The following is a 22,943-nucleotide window of genomic DNA, read 5'->3' as shown; positions in this document are numbered from 1 at the left end:
TCTCAGTCGCTTACCGCAGGTTCGAGTCTGGTGTTTGCGCTCGGTGCGTCGGTGCCGCCGGCGATCTGGATCTCGAAGCCCTCGACGATCTCCGCCGGCTCGAACGGGTTGCCGTCGTACTTCAGCAGGCTGGTGAGCTTCTCGCCGAACTGGCCGAGTTCGCGCTGGGTGAGCCCGCGGAACTGCGCGGTGGCGTTCATCTCGACGACCAGCGCCTCGTCGACGCTCTCTAAGAACTCCGTGACCTCCTTCTCGGCGAAGGGCATCAGGTCGCTGACGCCGATCGCCTTGACCGAGTGGCCCTGGTCGTTGAGCCGCTCGACGGCCTCGCGCACCGCGCCCTGGCTCGATCCCCAGGTGACGATGCCGTACTCCGCCTCGTCGGGGCCGAAGTACGTCTGGTTCGAGCTCTCGGGGTCGCTGTCGAGGTGCTCGCGGATGGACTCGAGCTTCTTCATCCGGAGGTCCATCTGCGTGATCCGGTTGTCGGGGTCCTCCTCGATGTGGCCCGACTCGTTGTGCTCGTTGCCGGTCACGAGGAACCGCCCGCCCTTCTGGCCGGGCAGCGAGCGCGGCCTGACGCCGTCGTCCTCGGGGTCGTCGTGGCTGAAGCGCTTGAACTTGCCCGAGGGGTCGTGCGGGGCGTCCTCCAACTCGGCCTCGGTGAGCGTCGGCCCCAGAGACGGGTTGGGCTCGCGGTCGAACGCGCTCGCGGGGACGTTCTGGTTCTCGCCCGAGAGCTTCTGGTCGATCACGACGATGGCCGGAATCTGGTAGTCGTAGGCCATCTGGAAGGCCGTCCGGGTCTGTTCGTAGGCCTCCTGGGGCGTGCCGGGCGCGAAGACGACCCGACAGGAGTCGCCCTGGCTCGTATAGAGGATGTGCTCTAAGTCGCCCTGTTCGGGTTTGGTGGGCAGGCCCGTCGAGGGACCCGCCCGCATCGCTTCAACGAGGACGATCGGCGTCTCGGACATCTCCGCGAGGCCGAGCGGTTCGCTCATCAGGGCGAACCCACCGCCGGAAGAGCCGCTCATCGCCTTGACGCCGGCGTGGGACGCGCCGAGTGCCAGGGCCGCGGCGGCGATCTCGTCCTCGACCTGCTCGGAGATCCCCCCGAACTTCGGCAGGTGCTGGGACATGATCGTGAAGACGTCGGTCCAGGGGGTCATCGGGTAGCCCGCGATGAACCGACAGCCCTCGTCGAGCGCGCCGTAGGCGACGCCGTTGGAACCCGAGATGAGGACCTGGTCCTCGTCGTGCTCGCCCGTCGGGATCCGCAGATCGTGCTCGAACTCGTACTCCTCGTTGATCATGTCGTAGGCGTCGTGCAGGATCGTGAGGTTGGGTTCGAGGATCTTCTCGGGCATCGCGTTCTCCATGAGGTTCTCGATCTCGTCGAGATCCATCTCCAGCAGCGCCGCAGTGACGCCCACACCGGCGGTGTTGCGCATGACCTCTCGCCCGTGTTCGCGGGCCATGCTCCGGAGGTCGATGCCGAAGACGTGCCAGTCGTTCTCCTCTGCGCGCTCCTCGAAGTCGGGGATCTCGCTCGCGTCCAACAGCCCGGAATCGTAGATGATGATCCCGCCCTCGCGCAGGTCGTCGAGGTTCTCGCTGAGTGGCTTGATCTCCTCGTTGCCGTAGTAGGCGTTCTCCTTCGGGTTGCGCGCGAAGGAGTCACCCAGCGCGAGCAGGAAGTTGTAGCCGTCCCCCCGGGAATCGACGACCTCGTCGCTCGCGCGGATCTCGACGTACGTGTGACCCCCACGGATCCGCGACGGGTAGTGTCGATGCGTGAATACGTTCAGCCCCGAGCGCATCAGGGCCTTCGCGAAGTTCTGGCTCGTCGAGTCGATCCCGTCCCCGGAACCGCCCGCGATTCGCCAGATGAGTTCGTTGTCTGCCATATGTGAAATCCCGGCCCGTCTGGGCCATTGTGAATTGGTTCGCTCGGGGTACAGTAAAGCCTTTGCCATCCATTAGCAAGGAACGATGATGAGAGATAGGTGCGCTCTCTGCCGGTTTTCCGCGCCTACTGGCGGGGTCTGGTGGTAGCCCTCCGGGCAACGAGTCGGATCGGAGGGCGCTCGAAGGCGGAGCCGTACGCGAGACCGGACGTTTCGTTGTCGAACGGCGCCGCCGAAATCGTAATAAACCCCCGTGTGGAATGGTAACGAGAAACAACAATAACTACCGAACGATAATGAACTATCCGGTTTCGCTCAGGGAAGTCCCGCTCGCGCCGCTCCCGCGAACGCCCGGCGACGAGTGGGGGACACAGGTACAGCTGTTCGAGGAGATCTTTCTGGTGTTCCTCGTGCTGGGGACGGTCGTCGGCGTCGTGGTCGTCACCTACACGCTGTACAACGCCTACCGGTACCGGGATCGGGGCGAGGCGGTCGCGGAGGCCGACCGGCCCACGCTCGGCGAACTCCCCTCGAGCGAGGGCGGGGGGCGCAAGCTCTTTCTCTCCTTCGCGATCAGCGCCGTCATCGTGCTCGGGTTGATCGGTTGGACCTACGGCGCGCTGCTGTACGTCGAAGCGGGGCCCACGGGGGCGGGCGAGGACCTCGAGGTGACCGTCGTGGGCTTCCAGTTCGGCTGGGAGTTCGAGTACCCGAACGGCCACACTACCAACGGCGAACTCCGGGTGCCCGCCGACCGGGTCGTGACGCTGACGGTCACCTCGAACGACGTCTGGCACAGCTTCGGGATCCCCGACCTCAAGGTGAAAGCCGACGCGATCCCCGGCCAGACCACCGAGACGTGGTTCGTCGCCGAGGAGACCGGCCAGTACCAGGCGTGGTGTTACGAACTCTGTGGGGTCGGTCACTCGCAGATGCAGGCCGACGTGATCGTGATGGAGCCCGACGAGTTCGAGCAGTGGTACGAGGACCCCGAGGCCTACGAGGAGGCCGAGGGGAACGACGCCCAGAACCGGATCGACGCGGCTGACGGCACCGACGGATCGAACGCGGCAACCCACCCATAGACATGGCAGGTGACCTCCCCCCACCGGAATCGGTACGGCGCTGGCTCGTGACCACGAACCACAAGGACATCGGGATCCTCTATACGATCACCGCGCTGTTCTTCCTGCTCCTGGGCGGCGTGCTGGCGCTCCTCATCCGGATCCAGCTGTGGGTCCCCGGCGAGGGCATCCTCTCGGCGACCGCGTACAACGAGGCGGTCACCACCCACGGGTTGTTGATGGTGTTCTGGTTCCTCTCGCCGTTCGCGCTGGGCTTTGCGAACTACGTCGTCCCGCTCCAGATCGGCGCGAAGGACCTGGCCTTCCCCCGGCTGAACGCGCTCTCGTACTGGTTCTACCTCTTCTCGGGGCTCCTACTCGGGGTGTCGTTCTTCCAGGGGGGGAGCCTCGACGCGGGCTGGACGATGTACGCGCCGCTGAACGTGCCCGCCTACACCCCGAGCGTCGGCGGGACGACCGCGATACTCGGGTTGCTGTTGTTCGTCCTCTCGGTCACGGTCGGGACGGTGAACTTCCTCGTGACCATCCACCGGGGCCGGGCCGAGGGGATGGGGATGTGGGACATCCCCTTCTTCACGTGGTCGATCCTCCTGACCGTCTGGATGATGCTGTTCGCCTTCGCGGCGCTGCTGGCGGCCCTCTTACTGCTGGGATCGGACCGGATCATCGGCACGCTGTACTTCACCGCCACCGACTCGGGCGGCGGGTCGCTGCTCTGGGCGCACCTGTTCTGGTTCTTCGGCCACCCCGAGGTTTACATCGTCTTCTTCCCCGCGCTCGGGGTCATGTTCGAGACGTTCCAGACGTTCTGTGGCCGGCGGATCGTCGGCCGCAAGTGGGTCATCCTGGCGATGATCCTCGTCGCGCTCCAGAGCTTTCTCGTCTGGATGCACCACATGTTCCTCACCTCGATCAACCTCGAGATCAAGACGCTGATGATGGCGACGACCATCGGCATCTCCCTCCCGTTCGACCTGATGGTCTTCGCGCTCATCTACACGATGGTCAAGGGCCGGATCCAGTTCAAGACGCCCTTCCTGTTCTCGCTGGGTGCACTCTTGCTGTTCATCCTCGGGGGCATCACCGGGGTCTTCCTCGGCGCGGTCGTCCTCGACTACGAGTTCCGGGGGACCTACTGGGTCGTCGCGCACTTCCACTACGTGATGTTCGGCGGGGCGACAGCACTGTTCGGCGCGCTCTACTACTGGTATCCGAAGATCACGGGGAAAATGTACGACGAGTTCCTCGGTAAACTGCACTTCGCCACCTTCTTCGTCGGGTTCAACCTGCTCTACTTCCCGCTGTTCGTCGCGTGGGAGACGCCCCGCCGGGTCTTCGAGTACAACGTCGCGTTCGTCGCGTGGCACCAGCTCGCGACGATCGGCGCGTTCGTCGTCGCGGGGTCGTTCCTCCTCATGGTCTACAACCTCTATACGAGCCTCTGGACGGGCGAGCCGGCCGGCGACAACCCGTGGGACTTCGCGCGGACCGCCGAGTGGGCGATCGACTCGCCGCCGCCGCTGGAGAACTGGCCCGGCCGGGCGAGCTACGCGGGCGGGACGCTCGCGTTCGTCGAGACGGGGCCGCCGGGACGGGCCGCGGACGGGGGCGAGTCCGAGACGGTCGCCGACGGCGGGGGCGCGGTCGTCACGGCACACGAACCGCATCACGAGACGCACGAACACGAGGATCACGCGAGCGTCTGGCCGGTCCTCATCGGCGGCGCGCTCTTCCTGACGTTCCTCGGGCTGTCGGGCTTTCACGCCGGAGATGTCCAGGGAGTCCAGTACGTCGTCCTGCTCGCGCTCGGCGTCCTGCTGGCCGCCTACTCGCTGATCGGGTTCGGCCTCGAACGGTTCTCGGCCCCCGAGGCGGCCATCGGCGAGCGCTGGCCGTTCGAGGGGGTCGGGAAGACCAAACTCGGCGTCTGGTTCTTCCTCGCGTCCGACGTCGTGGTCTTCGGCGGGGTCATCGGCGCGTACGTCTTCATCCGCGCGGGGATGGGGTGGACCGCCTGGGAGAGCGTCCCGCCCGACGCGCTGCCCGGCCTCGTGAACACGTTCGTCCTGCTGACGAGCAGTTACACCGTCGTCCTCGCGCTCGCCGCCGCCGACCGCGGGAGCAAGCGGGGCCTGCTCGCCAGCCTCGGCGCGACGCTCGCGCTCGGAATCACCTTCCTCAGCATCAAGGCGTGGGAGTGGAGCTACGAGTTCTCCCACGGCATCTACCCGCAGACCGGCATCGAGGCCTCCGTCTACTACGTGACCACCGGCCTCCACGGCCTGCACGTCGTCTTCGGCCTGCTGATCGCGCTGTTCATGGGCGCGCGGATCTACGCGGCCGACGCCTACCTCGAGGACGACCGGCCCGTCGAGTTCTTCGGGCTGTACTGGCACTTCGTCGACATCGTCTGGGTGTTCCTCTTCCCGCTGTTCTACCTGATGTAACGCCCGACACGCCTGTCTCTCCCGTTTCAGTGCCAGACGATCGCGTACGTGTACGCGAGCGCGAACAGCAACACCAGTAGCGCGACGACCACCTTCGCGTGGAAGGTGAACAGGTCGTGGGCTTCCGCGTCGGACGCCTCCTCGTAGGCCGCGAGTTCGGCGTCGGAACACGCCTCGGGGTGGGCCTCCCCGAGGTGGAGCGCGTAGAGTCGCTCGGTTCGAAAGGGCTGCTCGCAGTGCGGGCAGGTCGCCGCCGGCGGCTCGTCTTCGGGCACCGCGAGTTCGGGTTCGGTCATCGGACGAACCATGCGTATCGTTCACGTCCCCGGGGGATACGTCCATCGGCGCTTCAGCCCACGAACGGCGGCGGCCGCGTCGGCAGCGAGAGCAGCCACAGGCTCGCCATCGTGTACAGCACCATGACGACGACGAACGGGAACTGGCTGCGGATCGCCTGCAGGCGCCCCGAGAACAGGTCGAACGAGGTCGCGTGGGCGGCCCAGATCGCGAGCAGGTGTCCGGCGAGGACCGACCCCACCTCGACGAGGCCGACCCACCCCGGCAACACGAGCGTTCGTGGCGGGATCGGCGGGGACAGCGGGTTCGAGACGGCACCCAGCAACGCGGGAGCGAGCGAGAGGGCGAACCCGGCGTAGTGGGCGAAGTGGTAGCCCGCGGCGATCCCCAGCAGCGGCGGCGCGAACCGGAAGGCGAGGTAGCGCGCGGTGAGGTACGTCCGTGCCTGCCGTCGCGCCCGCGTGGCCGCGAGCCAGTAGACACCGAGAAAGAGCGCGTAGCCCCCCAGCAACACCACGAGGTAGGTGATCGCCGGGGGGACGCCCAGTCCGACGAGCGCCCCGACGATTCGGGCGCCCGGCGGCGTGACGACGAGGCCGCTGTAGGTGAGCTCCCAGACCAACAGGACGACGAACGCCGCGCCCGAGAGGTCGCGAAACACGTCGCCGTCGCGGAGGCGCGAGCCCGGAATCCGAAGGATGAGTCCCGCGTCGGTGCGCTGGATCGGCGCGACCGCGCCGTAGCAGCGAAACCACACAGCGATCGGGTCGCCGTAGCGAAACCAGTCGGCGGGCGAGAAGACGACCGCGCCCGTGAGGGTGTACGCCGAGTAGCCCAGCACGGCCACGGCGAGCGTCGTCGGGCGCGCGGTGACCGGGAGGACAACCTCGATCCAGATCAGGGCGAGCAGCCCGCAGATCGCCGGGAGCACCCCGAGATCCGAGGGATAGTCGACGAAGCCGTGGGGGAGGCGCTCGGCGACGAATCGCCACGGGTCGAGCGTCGGCCACGGATCCCCGACGAGGTACGCCGTCATCGTCAGCCCCGCGCGGGCGGCGACGAACACGACGAGCACCGCGAGGTTCGCGGTGGCGACCCGCGGCCCCGCAAGGCCGATGGCGACGACCAGCGCGAGGACGGCGAGCGAGGCCGCGCCCGTGACGGTGGCGAGCGCCCGCCGTGCCGGACCCCGACCGGGAAGCCGGTACGACCGCCCGTGGACGGCGTCGATGAACGCCCGGTCCGTGACCAGCATCGACAGGAGCGCCGACGCGCCGACGACCGCCCCGCCGGTCAGCAGGTAGAGCCACGTCGGGACCGACACGTCGCTCCCGCCGTCCCCGAGTCCCGCGACGACGTTGCTCGCCGCGGCCACGTCGATACAGACGGCCAGGGCGAGCGCTCCCAGCGACCACCGCAGGAGACGGGACGTGTTCGATCCCCGGACGACCATTCGTCGGGAACACGCTCTCGCACGCTAATCTACCTGTCGCCGTTCCGGAACCGACGGGAAGCTATAAGTCTGTGAGAGATCATCTACCACACAATGGCGGGCGTCAAGCTCTACACGGCCATCTACGTCGCGCTCCTCGTGTTGGCGACCTCGAAGGTCGTCTTCTTCCAGGTGTTCGACTACTGGGACGCGGTGATGGCGACGATGGGTGCCGCGCTCGTGAAGACGACCCTGATCGTGGGCTACTTCCAGCACCTGCGCTTCGAACCGCGCTCGCTCACCTACCTCATGGGTATGGGAGTCTTCGCGGTGTTCCTCCTGACCGTCGCGGCGGCCTACTCGATCTTCTGACGGGCCTCGTACCCGTATCGTGTCCCGCCGTCACGGGGACCGGAAGCCCGGTCGCCAGTACAACAGCGCGATCGCGAGGACGAACGCGGCCGTCGAGACGTCGACCGAGAGGCTGGAGGCGGCGGCCGTCAGCACCGAGGACCCGCCGGCGACGCCCGCCACGCCCGCGACGGCCGGAAACGCACACCCGACGCACGAGGCGAGTCCGATCACGCCCGGGACCGCGGCACCGACCGCCTCGATGACGGCCGCGTAGACGAGATACGCGAGCGAGAGGTAGCCGATCACGAGATAGGGGACGAACGTGAGGTGGACCGTTGACGAGACGTAGCTCACCGCCGGTCCCCACCCGGGCGCTCCCATCCGGACGTGGATCCCGGCGGCGTGGACGTGGTGAGCGTGGCCTACCTGTACCCCGATCAGCCCCGAGACGCCGGCCAGCGCGAGGAAGTACGCCGCCGCGACGCCGAGCGCGAGCCATCGCGCCCGCCGCGACCCCGTTGGGGGCGCGGTCCGCAGGACCGCCCAGAGGCCGACGTCGATCCAGACGAACGGGTAGAGGACGTAGCGCAGACCCGTCGGCTCGGCCGGCGTGAGCCCGAAGTAGGCCGCGACGAGGAGTCCTTCGACGGCGACGACGGCTCCCAGTAGTCGGACGTCGCCCGACGGGACAGCGTTCGAGCGCCGGTTCGCGGTCAGGGCCATCTACGCGACGACGAGGTTGACGACGATCGCGCCGATGAACACCAATCCGAGCGTGATGACGCCCTCGGCCACGCCCCACGCGGTCGAACGCCCCTTCGATCTGGCCGTGATATACACTCCCACGAACAGGAACGCACAGGTCACGAGGAGGACGAACCCGCCGACCACGACGCCCGCGAGCGCCCGACCCGCCTCGGGGACCGGCCCGCCGCCGACGTAGAGGACCACGCTGCCGCCGATCACGAGTACGAGCGCCACGAACGCGAGGGTCCACGACGTCGGCGTTCGCATCGCCCCCGTCAGCGTCCCGGTCGTCCCGGCGAACCCTGCCGGGCGGTCGTCCTCGACCGGTGCCAGCGCCGGGCGTCGCCTCCCTCCCCGTGCGATGGCTGCCGCGATGACGACGAGGAGCAGCCCCATCAACAGGGCGCTCGCGAGGTTGGCGATCGCAACCATGGTACTAGATATCGTTCGGCGCGATCGGTATTAAACGCTCGCGTCGAAAACCCGCTCGTGGATCGGGGTCACTCCTCGTTCGCGGGGCTGCTCGGGTGGTAGTCGGTGTCGTACACGCCGACACGGCCGTCGACGCGGTCGGGGTTGATCCGCCCGGCCAGCAGCATGAAGTCGACGACCGTCAGCGCGCACATCGCCTCGACGACCGGCACCCCGCGGGGCGGCAGGACGGGGTCGTGACGGCCGATCACCTGGACCTGCTTTTCCTCGCCGGTCTCCCAGTCGACCGTGGTCTGTTCCTTGGGGATCGAGGTCGGGGCGTGCAGCGTCACCTCGCCGGTGATCGGCTCTCCTGTACTGATTCCGCCCTGGATCCCGCCGTGGTCGTTGCCGACGGGCACGGGATCGCCCTCCTCCGAGAACTCCCAGTCCTCGTTTCGCTCCGATCCCGAGTACTCGCGGGCCTCGGTTCCGAGGCCGAACTCGAAGGCCGTGGTCGCGGGCACGCTCATCATCGCCTGGCCCAATCGGGCAGGGAGGGAGTCGAAGCGGGGCGCGCCCAACCCTCTGGGAGCGCCGCGGATCTCGAACTCGATCGATCCCCCGATGGAGTCGCCCGCCTCCTGGTACTCCTCGATCAGGTCCTGCATCTCCCCCGCGACCTCGGGATCGCCACACCGGACGTCGTTCTCCTCGCTGTGTTCGACCATCTCCTCGAAGCTCACGCCCTCGGCGCGGACGTCCCCGATCTGGCTGACGTGGGCCTTGATCTCGATTCCCTGTAGCGAGAGGAGCTTCTTCGCGACCGCGCCTGCCGCGACCCAGTTCACGGTCTCGCGGGCCGAGGACCGCCCGCCCCCACCCCAGTTGCGCGTGCCGAACTTCGCCGAGTACGTGAAGTCGCCGTGGGAGGGCCGGGGCGCGGTGATGAAGGGTTCGTACTTGCCCGAGCGGGCGTCCTTGTTCTGGATGACCATCCCGATCGGCGTCCCCGTGGTGTAGCCGTCCTGCACGCCGGATTTGATCGAGACGGCGTCGGGTTCGCCCCGGCTGGTGGTGATCATCGACTGGCCGGGCTTTCGTCTGTCCAGGTCGCCCTGGATGTCCTCCTCCGCGAGTTCGAGGCCGGCGGGACAGCCCGACACCGTACAGCCCATCGCCTCGCCGTGGCTCTCACCGAAGGTCGTCACCTGGAACAGCCTGCCGAATCGGTTTCCGTTCATTGTCGCTGGATGGTGGCTCCGAGGTCATAAAGCACGTCGAAGAACTCCGGAAACGAGACGTCGACGTGTTCGGCTCCCCTGACTACAGTCTCGCCCGCCGCGACCAGCCCCGCGACCGCCAGCGCCATGATGACGCGATGATCGTCGTAGCCCTCGACGGTCGAGCCCGACAGCTCCGAGTCTCCGCCGTGGACCACGAGTTCGTCCTCGCTCTCCTCGACGCTCGCGCCCAACTTCGCCAGCTCGGCGGCCATCGCGCTCACCCGGTCGGTCTCCTTGTAGCGGACGTGCTCGCAGTTGGTGATGCGCGTCTCGCCGTCGGCGACGGCCCCGAGGGTCGCGATCGTCGGCAGGAGGTCGGGCGTGTCGCCGACGTCGACGGTGATCCCCGAGAGATCGGACTTCGAGGCCTCAATCAAACCGTTCTCGCAGTCCCACTCGACCGTCCCGCCCATGCGCTCGACCACGTCGACGATGGCGGTGTCGCCCTGCGCACTGGGCTGGGCACCCCGGACCGTCAGGCCCTCCTCGGCCGCGAGGACGCCCGCCGCAACCAGGTACGAGATCGAGGAGAAGTCGCCGGGGACGTGGTACTCCCCGTCGTAGGGTTCGTACGACTGGTTCCCCGGGACGCGAAAGCCCGACGCGCCCGCCGAGCGGACCGCGCCGCCCTCCGCATCGATCGGCTCTGCCTCGACGCCGAACTCGTTCAGCACTTCGAGCGTGATGTCGACGTAGGGAGCGGACTTGAGTTCAGTTTCCAGATCGATCTCGATTCCCTCCTCGGTGACCGCGCCGGCCATCAAGAGGGCGGTGATGTACTGCGAGGAGACGTCGCCGGGGATCGAGACCTCCCCTCCCGAAACGGGTCCCTCGATTACTAAGGGAGCTTGCCCGTTTCCACGGGTGCTCTCGGCCCGGCCGCCCAACTGGCCGATGGCGTCCAGAAGCGGGCCCTGTGGGCGCGATCGAAGCGAGCCGTCGCCGGTGAGGACGGTGATTCCGTCGGCGAGCGCGGCGGTCCCGGTCACGAGGCGCATCGTCGTGCCGCTGTTTCCGCAGTCGATGACGTCCGCCGGCACGTCAGGCCGACCAGCAAATCCCTCGACTTCGAGGCCGTCGTCGGTCTCGCTCACGTCGCCGCCGAACGCCTCGACGGCGCGGGCGGTCGCGCGCGGGTCGGCGCTGTCGAGCGGGTCGTAGACGAGTGCGCCCGACGAGTAACCCGCCGCGAGGATCGCCCGGTGGGTGTAGCTCTTCGAGGGCGGGGCCCGCGCGGTCCCGCGAAGCGAAGAACGGGTAATGGTGACGTCCATGCGCGAGCGTGACTCCCCCGCCGTATCACGCTATCGGTGGCGACAACGCCAAGGCGGTGGACGCGTAGCCCACACCATGTCCTCGGATCCTCGAACGATCCGTTCGGTCGCCGTCACCGCCGAGGACGCCGTCTCGGCCTACGAGGCGAGCGAGCGAAGCGCCGCCGACCCCGTGCTCCGGGTCACGCCTCCCTTCGCCGGGCGGATGCGCGCCCGCCTCCACGTGCCCGGCGACGAACCCGACGACTCGGGATCTATTCACCTCCCCCCGAGCGACCTCTTCGACCCCGAGCGCCTGCCGGAGTACCCCGAACCCGCCGAGACCGAGGCCGAAATCCGCGACGATCCCGACCTGACGTACTCGACGGAGCGCCACCACGACTACCACGTCCGGCGGGTCCGCGAGTGGCGCGAGGCGGCGACGGAGGCGTTCGCAGAGACCGTCGAAATCGACACGCCCGACGGACCCCACCGGATCGAAGTGAAGGTGCTGGGGGCGGGCGAGTTCCCCTAATCGGCCACGAGTCCGCGCGCGAGCGTCTCGACCAGCAGGTCTCGGATCCGCTCGTAGTACTCGGGGTCGTACTCCTCGAACTCCTCGCGGTGGATGACCAACAGCCCGATCACCGACATCAGCCCCAGTATCTCCATCGCCCCCGCGTCCTCGCGCAGTCCGTCCCCCCGATCGCGGAGCGTCTCGAAGATCGACTCGAACTCGACCACGCCCTCCCGTCGGAGCGCCGCCATCGTCTCGTCCGGGACGTCCTGATAGAACTCCCGGTAGTCGCTCTGGACGACCATCCGCTGGACGAACGCGTTGTCCTCGAGCCACTCCGCGTAGGATCGAAAGAGCGCTTCGAGCCCCTCGCGCGCGGTGTCGACCGTCGAGAGTTCCGCTCGTGCCTCCTCGGTGAACTCGGTTACCTCCCGGCGGTAGATCTCGAGGTAGAGTTCGGCCTTGGAATCGAAGAACCGATAGAACGTGCTCTTCGCGATGCCGACCGGCTCCGTGATGTCCGCCACGTTGGTCTTCTCCGGCCCGTAGCGGAGGAGCAACTCGTGGCCGGTTTCGACCAACTCCCCCCTGATTCGCTCGCGCTCCGCCTCGTCGAATCCTCGCATGTCCACCCTTCGATCTGTGACTGTATAACTAATTCGTTCGTTAGTCATGACCTCATGACCAAAATAGATATACAGTCACGAACCGTACGTCGGGGTATGGCAGCCATCGAGTGTACGGCGCTGACGAAGCGCTACGGTGATGTAGTCGGCGTCGACTCGCTCTCCTTTACGGTCGGGGAGGGCGAGGTCTTCGGATTTCTGGGCCCCAACGGCGCGGGCAAGACGACGACCATCCGCACCCTTCTGGGGCTGCTCTCGCCCTCGGAGGGAACGGCGACGGTGCTCGGGGCGGACATCCGCGAGGAGGCCGAACTGATCGAGGCCAAGCGACGGATCGGCTACCTGCCCGCCGACCTGGGGTTCGACGAGGGGCTGACCGGAAGGCGGGTGCTCGACCACCACGCCGCGATCAAGGGCGAGAGTCGACGCGAGGAACTCCTCGACTTGTTCACGCCGCCGCTGGACCGGGAGATCCGCGAGTACTCGACGGGCAACGAGCAGATGCTCGGGATCGTCCAGGCGTTCATGCACGACCCCGATCTGGTGATCATGGACGAACCCACCTCGGGGCTCGACCCGCTCAAACAGGAGGCGTTCCACGAGTTCGTCGAGGCCGAGAGCGAGCGCGGGACGACGATCTTCTTCTCCTCGCACGTCCTGAGCGACGTCCGGCGGGTCTGTGACCGCGTCGCCATCCTCCGGGAGGGCCGACTCGTCGCGCTCGAAGACGTCGAGACGCTCCTGGATCGCGGCGGCAAGCGGGTCCACGTCCGACTCGCCGAGGGCGCCGAGGGGTTCGTGACCGACGGAATGCTCGACGCACAGGTCACCGACGGGACCGTGACGTTCACCTACGTCGGCGAGTACAACGCCCTCTTGCGGCATCTCGCGGGCTACGACGTGCTCGACATCGAGATCCGGGAGCCACCCCTGGAGGACGTGTTCATGCACTACTACGGCGGGGGGACGGAACGAGAAAGCGAACCCGACGCGGTCCCGAGAGGGGAGGCCATCGATGCTTGAGATCGGTCGCTACGAGACCGAAAAGCGCCTGCGCGGGACGGTCGCGCTCGTGGTCGGGATCGCGGCCCTCTCGCTCGTGTTCCTGGCCTTCTTCCCGTCGCTCGAGAGCGCCGACGTCGACATCGACGCCATGCTCGCGGCGTACCCGCCCGCGATACAGGAGGCGTTCGGGATCGCCACCCTCAGCACGGTCGAGGGGTTTCTCGCCGTCGAGATCTACCAGTTCGTCTGGCTGCTCCTCCTCGGACTGTACTTCGCGTACAGCGCCGCCGGGCTGATCGCGGGCGACGTCGAGCGCGACCGGATGGACCTCACCCTCTCGTTGCCGGTCTCGCGGTCGCGCGTCCTCGTCGAGAAGTTCCTCTCCCTCTCGGTGCCGATCCTCGCGCTCAACGCCGTCGTCGCCGCCGCCGTCTACGTCGGCGTGCTCGCGATCGGCCAGTCGATCGACCCGCTCGACCTGGCGATGGTCCACCTGCTGTCGGTCCCCTACCTGCTGGCCTGCGGGGCGATCGGACTCGTCCTCTCGGTGCTGGTCGACCGCGCGGACGTCGCGAAGCGGATCGCCATCGCGCTCGTGTTCGTCCTCTTCCTGGTCGAGTCGATCGCCGCGAGTACTGAAGAACTCGAGTGGATCGGCTACGCCAGCCCCACCCGCTACTACGACCCGACCGCGATCCTCGTCGAGGGGAGCTACGACCTCGCGGGGGCGGCCGTGTTGCTCGCCGCGACCGTCGCGCTGGTGCTGCTCGCGCGGTTCCGGTTTTCCAGAGCCGATATCGGCGCGTAGGGTCGGAGATCGACCGTTTATTGTCCCGCGGACCACAGCGGGGGTATGGACCCGGACCTCTCGGCACTCGACTCGTTCCTCGCGGAGGCGGACGCCGACGGCTACCTCATCGACGCCGACTCCTCGGACTCGGATCAGCGCTACCTCTCGGGATTCGACGCCCACGATCCCTTTTTCACGCTCTACGACGGTGAAACGCACCTGCTCGTCTCCGGACTCGAGTACGGCCGCGCGAAAAAGGAGAGCCGCGCCGAGTCGGTCTCTCGCTACGCCGACTACGACTACCAGTACGGCTCGCCCGAGGAACGGTATCGAATGCTCGCGGCGTTCCTCGCCGACCACGGCGTCTCCTCGCTTTCGGTCCCCGCGCGCTTCCCGCTCGCGACCGCCGACGGCCTACGCGAGCGCGAGATCGGCGTCGAGGCCGAAACCGACGGCGTGCTCACCGGGATCCGTGCGGTCAAGACCGACGAGGAGGTCGAGTTCATCCGCGAGGCCCAGCGAGCGAACGAGGGGGCGATGGGGCGCGCCGAGACGCTGCTCAGGGAGGCGACGGTCGAGGAGGACGTCCTGTATCACGACGGCGAGCCGTTGACCAGCGAGCGCCTTAGGAGAGAAATCGAGATCGAACTCCTCCGGCGGGACCACGCGCTCGACGAGACCATCGTCGCCTGTGGCGCGGACGCCGCCGACCCCCACGACCGGGGGAGCGGTCCCCTCGAAGCGGGCGAAACCGTCGTAATCGACGTCTTCCCGAGGAACAAGGAGACGAACTACCACGCCGACATGACCCGGACGTTCTCGGTCGGCGAGCCCTCGGCGCGCGCACGCGAGTGGTACGACCTCACGAGCGAGGCGAAGGAGGCCGCACTCGCGGCGGTCGAACCCGGGGCCACCGGCGAGGACGTTCACGATGCCGTCTGCGCGGTCTACGAGGAGGCGGGGCTGCCCACCCTCCGGGACGACCCCTCGACCGAGACGGGCTTCATCCACTCGACGGGCCACGGGATCGGCCTGGACGTCCACGAACTTCCCCGATTGGCTCCCGGCGGCGCGGAACTGGAGGCGGGCCACGTGATCACCGTCGAACCCGGCCTCTACGATCCCGCTGTGGGGGGCATCCGGATCGAGGACCTCGTGGTCGTCACCGAGGAGGGCTACGAGAACCTGACCGACTACCCCGAGGAGTTCGTCCTCTGAGAACCGACTGATCTCGTCGATCGTCGTACCCATCTTTATACACTGTCGAATCGAGTGGGAAACGAGATGGACTGTCCCGAGTGTGGCGACCGACTGGCGAACGTACAGGGCTACGAGACCTGCCCCGACTGTGGCTACGTCAGGCCTCGCGAGCGAACGCCCCCGATGGCGTAGCATCCGCCGATCCGCCGTTTTTCGAGCGCGTGCGACCGGAGCGTATGCCAACGCCTTTTTCCCCGGACGGGTAATGGGGCGTCGATGGACGTACTGATCGTCGGCGCGGGGGCGATGGGTCGCTGGTTCGGGGAGGTGGTCGGGGGCGAGGGGCGGATCGCCTTCGTCGACCGGGAGGAGGCGGTCGCCCGCGAGGCCGCCGAGACGGTGGGTGGACGGGCGGTTCCGGAGGGGACGGCGGAACGGTTCGATCTGGTCTGTCTCGCGGTGCCGATCCCGGCGGTGGAACCGACGATCGAACTGTACGCCCCCCTCTCAGATCGGGCGATCGCGGACGTCAGCGGCGTCATGGCCGCGCCGGTCGCGGCGATGGAGGCCCACGCCCCCGAGCGCGAACACGTCAGCCTCCACCCGCTCTTCTCCCCCGAGAACGCCCCCGGCAACGTCCCGGTCGTCGCCGACGACGGACCGGTCGCCGGGTGGATCCGCGAACGCCTCCGCGAGGCCGGCAACACCGTCGTCGAGACCACGCCCGAGGAGCACGACGCGGCGATGGAGACGATCCAGACGAAGGCCCACGCGGCGGTGCTGGCGTACGCGCTCGCCGCCGACGACGTCCCCGAGGGGTTCGAGACGCCGGTCTCCCGCGAACTCGACGAACTCGTCCGGAACGTGACCGGCGGCAACCCTCACGTCTACGCGGACATCCAGTCGACGTTTCCGGGCGCGGACGACGTCGCCGAGGCCGCCATCGACGTCGCCGAGGCCGACCGCGAGGCGTTCGAGGCGCTGTACCGCGAGGCGGGCGAATGAGTCGACAAGCGATCCTCGATACGGCGAAATACCTCAGGAACGTCCGCCCGATCGACCCCGAGGAGGTCGCCGAGTACGTCGAGGGCGGCGCCCATCCCGCAGTCGTCCGCCAGACCCTGCGGGAGAACGCCCTCTCACTCGGGCTATACGAACGCGAGGACGGCACGTTCGTTCCCGCTTCGGAGGAACCGATTTCACCCACCTTCGACGGGGTGCGCACGATGCCCGACCGATATCTCTCGTGCCTCGAGGACCTGCTGGTCGAGCGCTTCGGCCCTGGCTGGGCCGACGGCGAGAGCGGGGCCGCCCTCAGGGAGGAGATCCGCCGGCTCAAGGAGCGCTACTACCGCCAGCACCCCGTCGAGTACTCCTACGAGACGGCGCTGGGCTACGCGCTCTATCACCTCCCCGACTACTACGCGGCGACCGGGTACGCGCTCGACGAACTGGGTTCACGGGACCTGCTCCCCTCGACGCTCCGGGTGCTCGACGTGGGCGCGGGCGTCGGCGGCCCCGCACTCGGTCTGGCCGACTACGCCGAGGGCGCGCTCGTCGAGTACCACGCGGTCGAACCGAGCGCGGCCGCAGACGTTCTGGAGGCGTTGCTCGCGGCGACTCCCCGAAACTTCCACCCGACGATCCACCGGACGACCGCCGAGGCGTTCGAGCCCGAGGTGGCGTTACGCGCGGACGGCCAGCGGGACTCGGACGAGTCCCGCGACGGGTACGACCTGATCCTGTTCGCGAACGTGCTGAGCGAACTCGCGGAGCCCACGGCGGTCCTGAAGCGGTATCTCACACACCTCGTGTCCGGTGGAGCGGCCCTCGCGCTCGCGCCGGCCGATAAGAACACCGCGACCGGCCTGCGGGAGATCGAACACGAGGTCGTCGCGGAAAGCGAGTACACGGTCTTCGCGCCGACCCTCCGGCTGTGGCCCGACCGCGAACCGACCGATCACTGCTGGTCGTTCGACCGGAAACCCGACCTCGCCGTCCCGGAACTCCAGCGCCGCCTCGACGAGGGGCGACGTGCCGAGGGGGAGCGCGGCGAGCGCGACGCCGCGACGGGCGAGTTCGTCAACACCGACGTCCAGTACGCCTACTCGATCCTCCGGCGGGACGGGCAGGTCCGGGTCGACGTCACCGCGAGCCCCGAGCGCTTCGCCCCGTTCGCCGCGAGCGAGGCCCACGTCACCGACCGGATCGACTGCATCGCGGTCAAACTCAGCGACTCGCTCTCCGATTCGAACCCCCTCTTTTTGCTCGGCGACGGCAGCCAGTCGGAGAGCCACTACGCCGTGGTGACGCGGGAGACGGCGCTCAACCGCGCGCTGTCTGCGGCCGAGTACGGCGACGTGTTCGTCCTCGAGTCCGTGCTGGTCCTCTGGAACGCGGACGAGAACGCGTACAACCTCGTGGTCGACGAGGAATGCGTCGTCGACCGGGTCGGATGACCGCGTTTTTGTCGACCGCCGCCGAGGCGGGCGTATGGACACGGATCTCGAGATCCTGCTGACGAACGACGACGGGATCGACAGTCCCGGCTTCCGCGCGCTCTACGACGCGCTCTCGGCGGTGGCGAACGTCACCGCGGTCGCGCCCGCGAGCGACCAGAGCGCGGTCGGCCGGGCCATGTCGAGCGAGGTCGGTGTCGAGGAACACGAACTGGGTTTCGCCATCGCGGGCACGCCCGCCGACTGTGTGGTCGCGGGCCTCGAGGCGCTCGGTCCCTACCCCGACCTCGTCGTCTCGGGCTGTAACACCGGCGCGAACCTCGGGGCCTACGTCCTCGGGCGCTCCGGGACGGTTAGCGCCGCCGTCGAGGCTGCCTTCTGCGGGGTCCCCGCCGTCGCCGTCTCCCTCTACATCCCCGAGGAGGAGTGGCCCCGGACGCCGGAGATCGAGGAGTACGCGGAGGCCTGTCGCGCGACCCGGTACCTCGTCGAACGCGCGCCGTCGCGGGGCGTCTTCGAGCACGCCGAGTACCTCAATGTCAACGCGCCGCTTCCCGCCGACGACCCCGCGCCGATGGTCGTGACCCGTCCCTCGACGGTCTACGAGATGGGCGCGACCCAGAACGGGGACTCGATCACGCTACACGACCTCTCGTGGGAGGCGATGAGCACGGGGGAGATCGACGACCCCGAGGGGACGGATAGAAGAGCGATCACGGAGGGAAAGGTCAGCGTCTCGCCGCTGACCGCCCCCCACACCACCGAGCACCACGAGGCGCTCGATCGGCTCGCGGCGGACTACTAACACGACCGTGTCATAGAATCGTTCCCAATGGATTGTTTTTCACTCTGCCCTTCAGCGAATCAGCTGGTAGATACGTACTCCGTATCTATCACCAGTCGTGGGTCAAGACCGTAGTTAACCGGTTTGAGTGAGGGTGACGAGGCGGAGACAGAGGAAATTCGGGCGAGTCGCTTCGTACTCATACCTCTCTGGGTCAGCCTGACGATACTCCTCGGTCGGCGTCGGCTCCAACAGTCGGTCAAGCTGGAAACCAGCCTCAAGCGCAGGCCCTAGCATCGCGGAGAGGGGGCGACGGTACGCCGGTACCTCCACCTCCTCGCCGAAGGAGTCCCAATTCGCGGAGACCCGTTCTATTTCGTGGTAGTTTCGAGCGTCGCCGTACTCCTCGAAGTCGGCATGAGGGTGTTGGACCGAGAAAACCACCCAGCCGCCGGGTCTGAGGATTCGACGGAGTTCACGGAGCAGTGACTCCCAATCCTTGATGTAATGGAACGCGAGCGAACTGGTGATGCCGTCAAACCCGTCATCGATGAGGGGGAGGTCACTTCCGAGGTCAGCCTGAACGAAGTCGGCGTCGGGTATCCTTTCTCGTGCGTACGTGAGCATCTCATGGCTCACGTCGAGGCCGACGACGGTAGCGCCACGGTCGCTGAGTGCCTTGGTGAGATGGCCAGCGCCACACCCTGCGTCAAGGACGTAAGTCCCTTCGACGTTGGGAAGCAAGGAGAGGGTCGCTGGCCGTTCGAGGTAGGCGTTCGCAGGCTTCGTGTCTCCCTCACGGTCGTACCCCGCGGCGAGCCTATCGTAGGCTCGGTGGGCAACTGGGGGGTCCGGAGTGTCGGGCATCAGGTCGTCAGACGCGATAGGACCGTAAATAAGCTTTAAATAGCCGTGTTTACTGCTCTCCGAAAATAAGCCCGTGATAGATACAGAGGGTGTATCTATCACTTTGAAGGACACGAGAGTATTACTACGACACGCTGAACAGTACTAGCGCGACAGCGCAGTGAGTATTAGAGCGACAGCGCGGCGAGCACGAACGCGAGGACGAGGAGGAGCGCGAGGGCGATCCCCACCCGCACGAGGATCGGCCAGTAGGTCGCGAGCGCGATGAGGGCGTCCGTCGGACTGCTGGATCGCGGGGGGCGCTCGCGGCGAACTCGACGGGATCGTCGCCGCTGGCCCGAGCGGGCCGTGCGGGATCGTCGCGAATGCCGTCGGCGTGCCGGTTCGTCGACCGGCCACTCCTCGCCGAGGTGGTGTCGGGCGTATCGGCGGTAGCCGAGCGCGTCGTAACGCCTCCGTCGAGCGTCGTCGAGCAACACGTCGCGGGCGGCGGTGAGCCGGCGGAACTCGGTCGCGCTCCCGCCCGAAACGTCCGGGTGGTGGCGTTTGGCCCGCTCGCGGTACGCGGCGCGGATCGCCTCGCGGTCGGCGTCCGGGTCGACCCCGAGGGCGTCGTACAGCGTCTCCATTCGACGGGTCGGGGTACGGACCCCGGCGCCAAAGCCGCTCTGATCGGGCGGGGGTGGCCGTACTGGCTTTACCCCCGCCACCCCGTCCGATCCGCCCGTCGACCGGCGCGAGGCGGCTATCGAACCCCTAGGCGGGTTTATCCTCCTCGACGGTGTACTAGAGCCGGTGGTATCAATGCTGTTCATAGCTACCTTGGATCACACGCCGGACAACTGCTGGGCACGCCCGGAGAACGAGGAGAAGGCCCGCGAGTGGATCGCGGGGATGGACCGGACGGCGGAGCAGGCCGGCGTCGAGGTCCACGGGTCGTACGTGACGCCGAACGAACACCGGTTCTACTTCGTCCTCGAGGCGGATACCTTCGAGGCGGTGACCGCGTTCCTCGGCCCGCCGCTCCTTCACGACCACGACGCGCACGTCGCGCCCGTCCTGACGTTCGGGGAGGCGGAACGGACGCTCCTCGAGGAGTGACCCGGACGGGCTCTCCGAGGACGGCACCGTTTCCCGGACGCCCTCGTCAGCCGTCGACAGGCATCCATGTTCGGAGAACCGAACGCGTTTCACGCGCCGGGCGGTACCCGACCGCATGGCCGACACCGACGTCCGCGTGTGGCTGGTCGAACGCACCTACTCCGACGACGAACAGAACCTCATCATCCTCGTCTACGCGACCCCCGACGGCGAGCGCTACTTCCGGAAGGAACGCGCCCTGACGAGTTTCACCGGCGACTCCAGGGACACGACCGCCGCCCTCGACGTCGACCCCGACAACCTCGGATCGGTCGACGAGGCGGACCTCCGCGAGCAGTACGCCGCCGAGGCCACGCGGATGGCCGACGAACACGACCCCGCCGACCCCATCTGATCCCCGCGTGGTGGCCCTCGATCCCCGTCCGGGCCTACTCGATGCGCTCGCCCACGAGGACGCCCACCTGATCGTGGACCCGTCTCGCACGGGTGACGGTAAAGCCCGCCTCGGTGAGCGCCTCGACGAGGGTACCGACGGTCGCGGGGTCGTCCACCTCGGGGCTATAAAACGGTTCGTCGGGGTCGGGAAGCCCGAAGAACATCACGTCGCCCAGCACGAACCTTCGAGGGCCGAGGTCCGCGATGACCTCGATGGCCTCGCGCTTCCCCTCGTCCGAGAGGTGGTGCATGGCGAAGTTCGATACCACTATCTCGACCTCGCCGTCGTAGTTGGGATCGCGAAAGCGCCCCTCGCCGAACGCCGCGTTCTCGATACCCTGCCCGGCCGCCTTCTCCCGCGCCCGCTCCAGCATCCCCGCGCTGATGTCCCGACCAACGACCCGCTTCGCCTCGGGCGCGAGCGCCAGCGCGATCGCGCCGGTCCCGCAGCCCAGATCGAGGACGACGTCATCCGGATCGGGATCGGCGCACTCGATCACGAGATCAGCACAGGCCCTGTACTCCTCGCTGTCCTGGCTCTCGTCGTACTCCGCGGCGTGCTCGTCGAATCGGCTCGCGTGCTCCTCAATCGTCCTCTTCATACCGGCCCCTACGCACGCCCGGCTCTATGAACGACTCGGAGGCGATCTCGCGGTTCCGTTCGGCGAGCCGCCCCCACTCGCGGAGGCCGGTTTCGATCCCCTCGGGCGAGAAGCCGATCCGCTCGCCGACGGCGATCAGTTCGCGGGGCCCGCGCAGTTGGAGGTGGCTCTCCGGGGAGGCGCTCACGACGTAGGGGACCTCGTACTGGTCGACGAGTTCGCGGAGTTTGCGCACGTCCGAGAGCGCCTGCACCCGCGGGCCGCCCTCGAGTCGGAGCACGGTCGAGAGGTCGAACTCGACGCGCACCCCGTTTCGCGCGGCGGCCTTCGCGAGCACGTGGTTGAAGTCGCCCTCGCCGGCCATCGGCCGGGAGAGGACGTCCACGCGGGGCTGTTCGACCGCGAAGCGATTGAGGTCGTCCGTCCCGCCCCGGAGCGCGAGGATCGTGTACTCCTCGCGGCGGTTCCCGAGGTAGCCGCTCGCCGTCTGTGAGCCCTCGGCGCGGATCTCGGTTCCACGAACGACGTCGATCCCGTAGGTCTCGGCGATTCGCTCGGTCTCGTTCCCTTCGAGCGCGTCGCCGTTTCGGACGACGACCCCCGCGAACCCGTACTCGCTCGCGGTGTGGGCGTGGCGTGCGACCGTCGAGCGGCCCTCGGGGGCGGCGTAGACCGCCTCGTACATACCACCCCTTCAGGGAGCGGCGCCATACCCGTGGCGGTTCGGGTTCGGGTATACCGTCGGCCGTAAGCCCTTGCGTGCATTCGTCGGTACATCCGACGAATGTACGCAGACCGTTACGACCGATAGTATAACATCCTCGATGGCGTATGCACACCCGTATGGCTCGACGTAGAAACCCCTTCGACGACCTCGACGAGTTCTTCGACCGCCTCGGCCGCCAGTTCGAGAACCAGCCCGGGTTCGATCAGGACGTCTTCGGCATGGGCGGCGCGAACCGCATGAGCATCGACCTGGCCGACCGGGACGAGGAGTTCGTCGTCACCGCGGACGCACCCGGTTTCGACAAGAACGAGATCGACGTGCGCGTCACCGACCGGACGCTCACGATCGAGGCCGAACGCGACGAGGAGTCCGAGGAACGCGACGAGACCTACCTCCGCAGCGAGCGCCGAAGCGAGTCGCTGCGCCGGACCGTCCAGCTACCCGAACCTGTCGACGAGGAGAGCGTCTCGGCGACGTACAAGAACGGCGTGCTGACGATCACGCTCCCGAAGCGCGACCCCGAGGTCGGCGGGAAGTCGATCGACATCGAGTAGCGCGTCGACCCACCACGCTCACGCGCTCCTTCCGTCCCGACACCGCCAGTAACAGCC

General features: G+C 67.6%; 25 protein-coding genes. 13 read left to right on the top strand and 12 right to left on the bottom strand.

The genetic code is table 11. The annotated features are described in order from the left end of the window. Positions 1 to 2: 2 nt before the first annotated feature. On the bottom strand, positions 3 to 1,907 hold the full coding sequence (locus QRT08_RS03715; RefSeq protein WP_286044555.1) for a 2-oxoacid:acceptor oxidoreductase subunit alpha: 1,905 nt from the start codon (positions 1,905 to 1,907) through the stop codon (positions 3 to 5). Positions 1,908 to 2,203: 296 nt separating this feature from the next. On the opposite strand from QRT08_RS03715, the gene coxB reads away from it, so the two are divergent. Further along, complete coding sequence (gene coxB, locus QRT08_RS03710) at positions 2,204 to 2,992, top strand: cytochrome c oxidase subunit II (protein WP_286044554.1); 789 nt, start codon at positions 2,204 to 2,206, stop codon at positions 2,990 to 2,992. A 2-nt stretch (positions 2,993 to 2,994) separates the two neighbouring features. Then, positions 2,995 to 5,439, top strand: coding sequence for a cbb3-type cytochrome c oxidase subunit I (locus QRT08_RS03705; RefSeq protein ID WP_286044553.1), 2,445 nt, complete (start codon positions 2,995 to 2,997; stop codon positions 5,437 to 5,439). Positions 5,440 to 5,465: 26 nt separating this feature from the next. Here QRT08_RS03705 and QRT08_RS03700 read toward each other — a convergent pair whose 3' ends face one another. Beyond that, positions 5,466 to 5,747: a DUF7410 domain-containing protein gene (locus QRT08_RS03700; protein ID WP_286044552.1), complete on the bottom strand. Its 282-nt coding sequence runs from the start codon at positions 5,745 to 5,747 to the stop codon at positions 5,466 to 5,468. A gap of 41 nt (positions 5,748 to 5,788) precedes the next feature. Continuing rightward, on the bottom strand, positions 5,789 to 7,189 hold the full coding sequence (locus tag QRT08_RS03695; protein ID WP_286044550.1) for a hypothetical protein: 1,401 nt from the start codon (positions 7,187 to 7,189) through the stop codon (positions 5,789 to 5,791). A 93-nt stretch (positions 7,190 to 7,282) separates the two neighbouring features. Here QRT08_RS03695 and QRT08_RS03690 point away from each other — a divergent pair, with 93 nt between their 5' ends. After that, on the top strand, positions 7,283 to 7,540 hold the full coding sequence (locus QRT08_RS03690; protein ID WP_286044549.1) for a cytochrome C oxidase subunit IV family protein: 258 nt from the start codon (positions 7,283 to 7,285) through the stop codon (positions 7,538 to 7,540). A gap of 30 nt (positions 7,541 to 7,570) precedes the next feature. Here QRT08_RS03690 and QRT08_RS03685 read toward each other — a convergent pair whose 3' ends face one another. The 4 genes from QRT08_RS03685 to aroA all read right to left on the bottom strand — a co-directional run bounded on the left by QRT08_RS03685 (position 7,571) and on the right by aroA (position 11,240). Beyond that, entirely contained in the window at positions 7,571 to 8,245 is a 675-nt protein-coding gene (locus QRT08_RS03685; protein ID WP_286044548.1) for a DUF7546 family protein, read from the bottom strand. Then, on the bottom strand, positions 8,246 to 8,701 hold the full coding sequence (locus QRT08_RS03680; RefSeq protein WP_286044546.1) for a hypothetical protein: 456 nt from the start codon (positions 8,699 to 8,701) through the stop codon (positions 8,246 to 8,248). Between the two features lie 68 nt (positions 8,702 to 8,769). Beyond that, a complete protein-coding gene (aroC, locus tag QRT08_RS03675) occupies positions 8,770 to 9,924 on the bottom strand; it encodes a chorismate synthase (RefSeq protein WP_286044545.1) in 1,155 nt (384 codons plus the stop codon). Further along, on the bottom strand, positions 9,921 to 11,240 hold the full coding sequence (aroA, locus tag QRT08_RS03670) for a 3-phosphoshikimate 1-carboxyvinyltransferase (protein ID WP_286044544.1): 1,320 nt from the start codon (positions 11,238 to 11,240) through the stop codon (positions 9,921 to 9,923). Before aroA ends, aroC begins: the two co-directional genes overlap by 4 nt. A gap of 76 nt (positions 11,241 to 11,316) precedes the next feature. Between aroA and QRT08_RS03665 the strand changes: the two genes are divergently transcribed. Further along, positions 11,317 to 11,754: a DUF8009 family protein gene (locus QRT08_RS03665; RefSeq protein WP_286044543.1), complete on the top strand. Its 438-nt coding sequence runs from the start codon at positions 11,317 to 11,319 to the stop codon at positions 11,752 to 11,754. Here the strand turns inward: QRT08_RS03665 and QRT08_RS03660 are convergent. Beyond that, positions 11,751 to 12,362, bottom strand: coding sequence for a TetR/AcrR family transcriptional regulator (locus QRT08_RS03660; protein WP_286044542.1), 612 nt, complete (start codon positions 12,360 to 12,362; stop codon positions 11,751 to 11,753). The genes QRT08_RS03665 and QRT08_RS03660 overlap by 4 nt on opposite strands. Before the next feature lie 96 nt (positions 12,363 to 12,458). Between QRT08_RS03660 and QRT08_RS03655 the strand changes: the two genes are divergently transcribed. The 6 genes from QRT08_RS03655 (at position 12,459) to surE (ending at position 18,621) form a co-directional block, all read left to right on the top strand. Further along, complete coding sequence (locus tag QRT08_RS03655; RefSeq protein ID WP_286044540.1) at positions 12,459 to 13,385, top strand: ABC transporter ATP-binding protein; 927 nt, start codon at positions 12,459 to 12,461, stop codon at positions 13,383 to 13,385. Further along, a complete protein-coding gene (locus QRT08_RS03650) occupies positions 13,378 to 14,175 on the top strand; it encodes an ABC transporter permease subunit (protein ID WP_286044539.1) in 798 nt (265 codons plus the stop codon). Before QRT08_RS03655 ends, QRT08_RS03650 begins: the two co-directional genes overlap by 8 nt. A 45-nt stretch (positions 14,176 to 14,220) precedes the next feature. After that, positions 14,221 to 15,375 (top strand): M24 family metallopeptidase, encoded by a 1,155-nt coding sequence (locus QRT08_RS03645; protein WP_286044537.1) that lies wholly within the window; start codon positions 14,221 to 14,223, stop codon positions 15,373 to 15,375. A 258-nt stretch (positions 15,376 to 15,633) separates the two neighbouring features. Next, complete coding sequence (locus QRT08_RS03640) at positions 15,634 to 16,362, top strand: prephenate dehydrogenase/arogenate dehydrogenase family protein (protein ID WP_286044536.1); 729 nt, start codon at positions 15,634 to 15,636, stop codon at positions 16,360 to 16,362. Beyond that, on the top strand, positions 16,359 to 17,816 hold the full coding sequence (locus QRT08_RS03635) for a DUF8157 domain-containing protein (protein ID WP_286044535.1): 1,458 nt from the start codon (positions 16,359 to 16,361) through the stop codon (positions 17,814 to 17,816). The genes QRT08_RS03640 and QRT08_RS03635 overlap by 4 nt, the downstream gene beginning before the upstream one ends. A gap of 34 nt (positions 17,817 to 17,850) precedes the next feature. Next, a complete protein-coding gene (gene surE, locus QRT08_RS03630; RefSeq protein ID WP_286044533.1) occupies positions 17,851 to 18,621 on the top strand; it encodes a 5'/3'-nucleotidase SurE in 771 nt (256 codons plus the stop codon). A gap of 114 nt (positions 18,622 to 18,735) precedes the next feature. Here the strand turns inward: surE and QRT08_RS03625 are convergent, their stop codons facing one another. Both QRT08_RS03625 and QRT08_RS03620 read right to left on the bottom strand, forming a co-directional pair. Continuing rightward, on the bottom strand, positions 18,736 to 19,467 hold the full coding sequence (locus QRT08_RS03625; RefSeq protein WP_286044531.1) for a class I SAM-dependent methyltransferase: 732 nt from the start codon (positions 19,465 to 19,467) through the stop codon (positions 18,736 to 18,738). Positions 19,468 to 19,634: 167 nt separating this feature from the next. Further along, positions 19,635 to 20,096: a J domain-containing protein gene (locus QRT08_RS03620; protein WP_286044530.1), complete on the bottom strand. Its 462-nt coding sequence runs from the start codon at positions 20,094 to 20,096 to the stop codon at positions 19,635 to 19,637. A 175-nt stretch (positions 20,097 to 20,271) separates the two neighbouring features. On the opposite strand from QRT08_RS03620, the gene QRT08_RS03615 reads away from it, so the two are divergent. Beyond that, complete coding sequence (locus QRT08_RS03615; RefSeq protein ID WP_286044529.1) at positions 20,272 to 20,568, top strand: DUF3303 domain-containing protein; 297 nt, start codon at positions 20,272 to 20,274, stop codon at positions 20,566 to 20,568. A 115-nt stretch (positions 20,569 to 20,683) separates the two neighbouring features. Continuing rightward, on the top strand, positions 20,684 to 20,962 hold the full coding sequence (locus tag QRT08_RS03610; RefSeq protein WP_286044528.1) for a DUF7967 family protein: 279 nt from the start codon (positions 20,684 to 20,686) through the stop codon (positions 20,960 to 20,962). A gap of 34 nt (positions 20,963 to 20,996) precedes the next feature. Here the strand turns inward: QRT08_RS03610 and QRT08_RS03605 are convergent, their stop codons facing one another. After that, positions 20,997 to 21,605, bottom strand: coding sequence for a class I SAM-dependent methyltransferase (locus QRT08_RS03605; protein ID WP_286044526.1), 609 nt, complete (start codon positions 21,603 to 21,605; stop codon positions 20,997 to 20,999). Beyond that, entirely contained in the window at positions 21,589 to 22,290 is a 702-nt protein-coding gene (locus QRT08_RS03600) for an RNase P subunit p30 family protein (RefSeq protein WP_286044524.1), read from the bottom strand. The genes QRT08_RS03605 and QRT08_RS03600 overlap by 17 nt, the downstream gene beginning before the upstream one ends. A 158-nt stretch (positions 22,291 to 22,448) precedes the next feature. On the opposite strand from QRT08_RS03600, the gene QRT08_RS03595 reads away from it, so the two are divergent. Continuing rightward, the gene (locus QRT08_RS03595; protein WP_286044522.1) at positions 22,449 to 22,886 is read left to right on the top strand and encodes an Hsp20/alpha crystallin family protein; all 438 of its coding nucleotides are present in this window, start codon (positions 22,449 to 22,451) and stop codon (positions 22,884 to 22,886) included. Positions 22,887 to 22,943 lie beyond the last annotated feature (57 nt).

The sequence above is a fragment of the Halalkalicoccus sp. NIPERK01 genome, from assembly GCF_030287405.1.
Taxonomy (GTDB): Archaea; Halobacteriota; Halobacteria; order Halobacteriales; family Halalkalicoccaceae; genus Halalkalicoccus.
The sequence above is the reverse complement of the archived record's forward strand: the minus strand, read 5'-3'. Positions and strand labels throughout refer to the sequence as shown.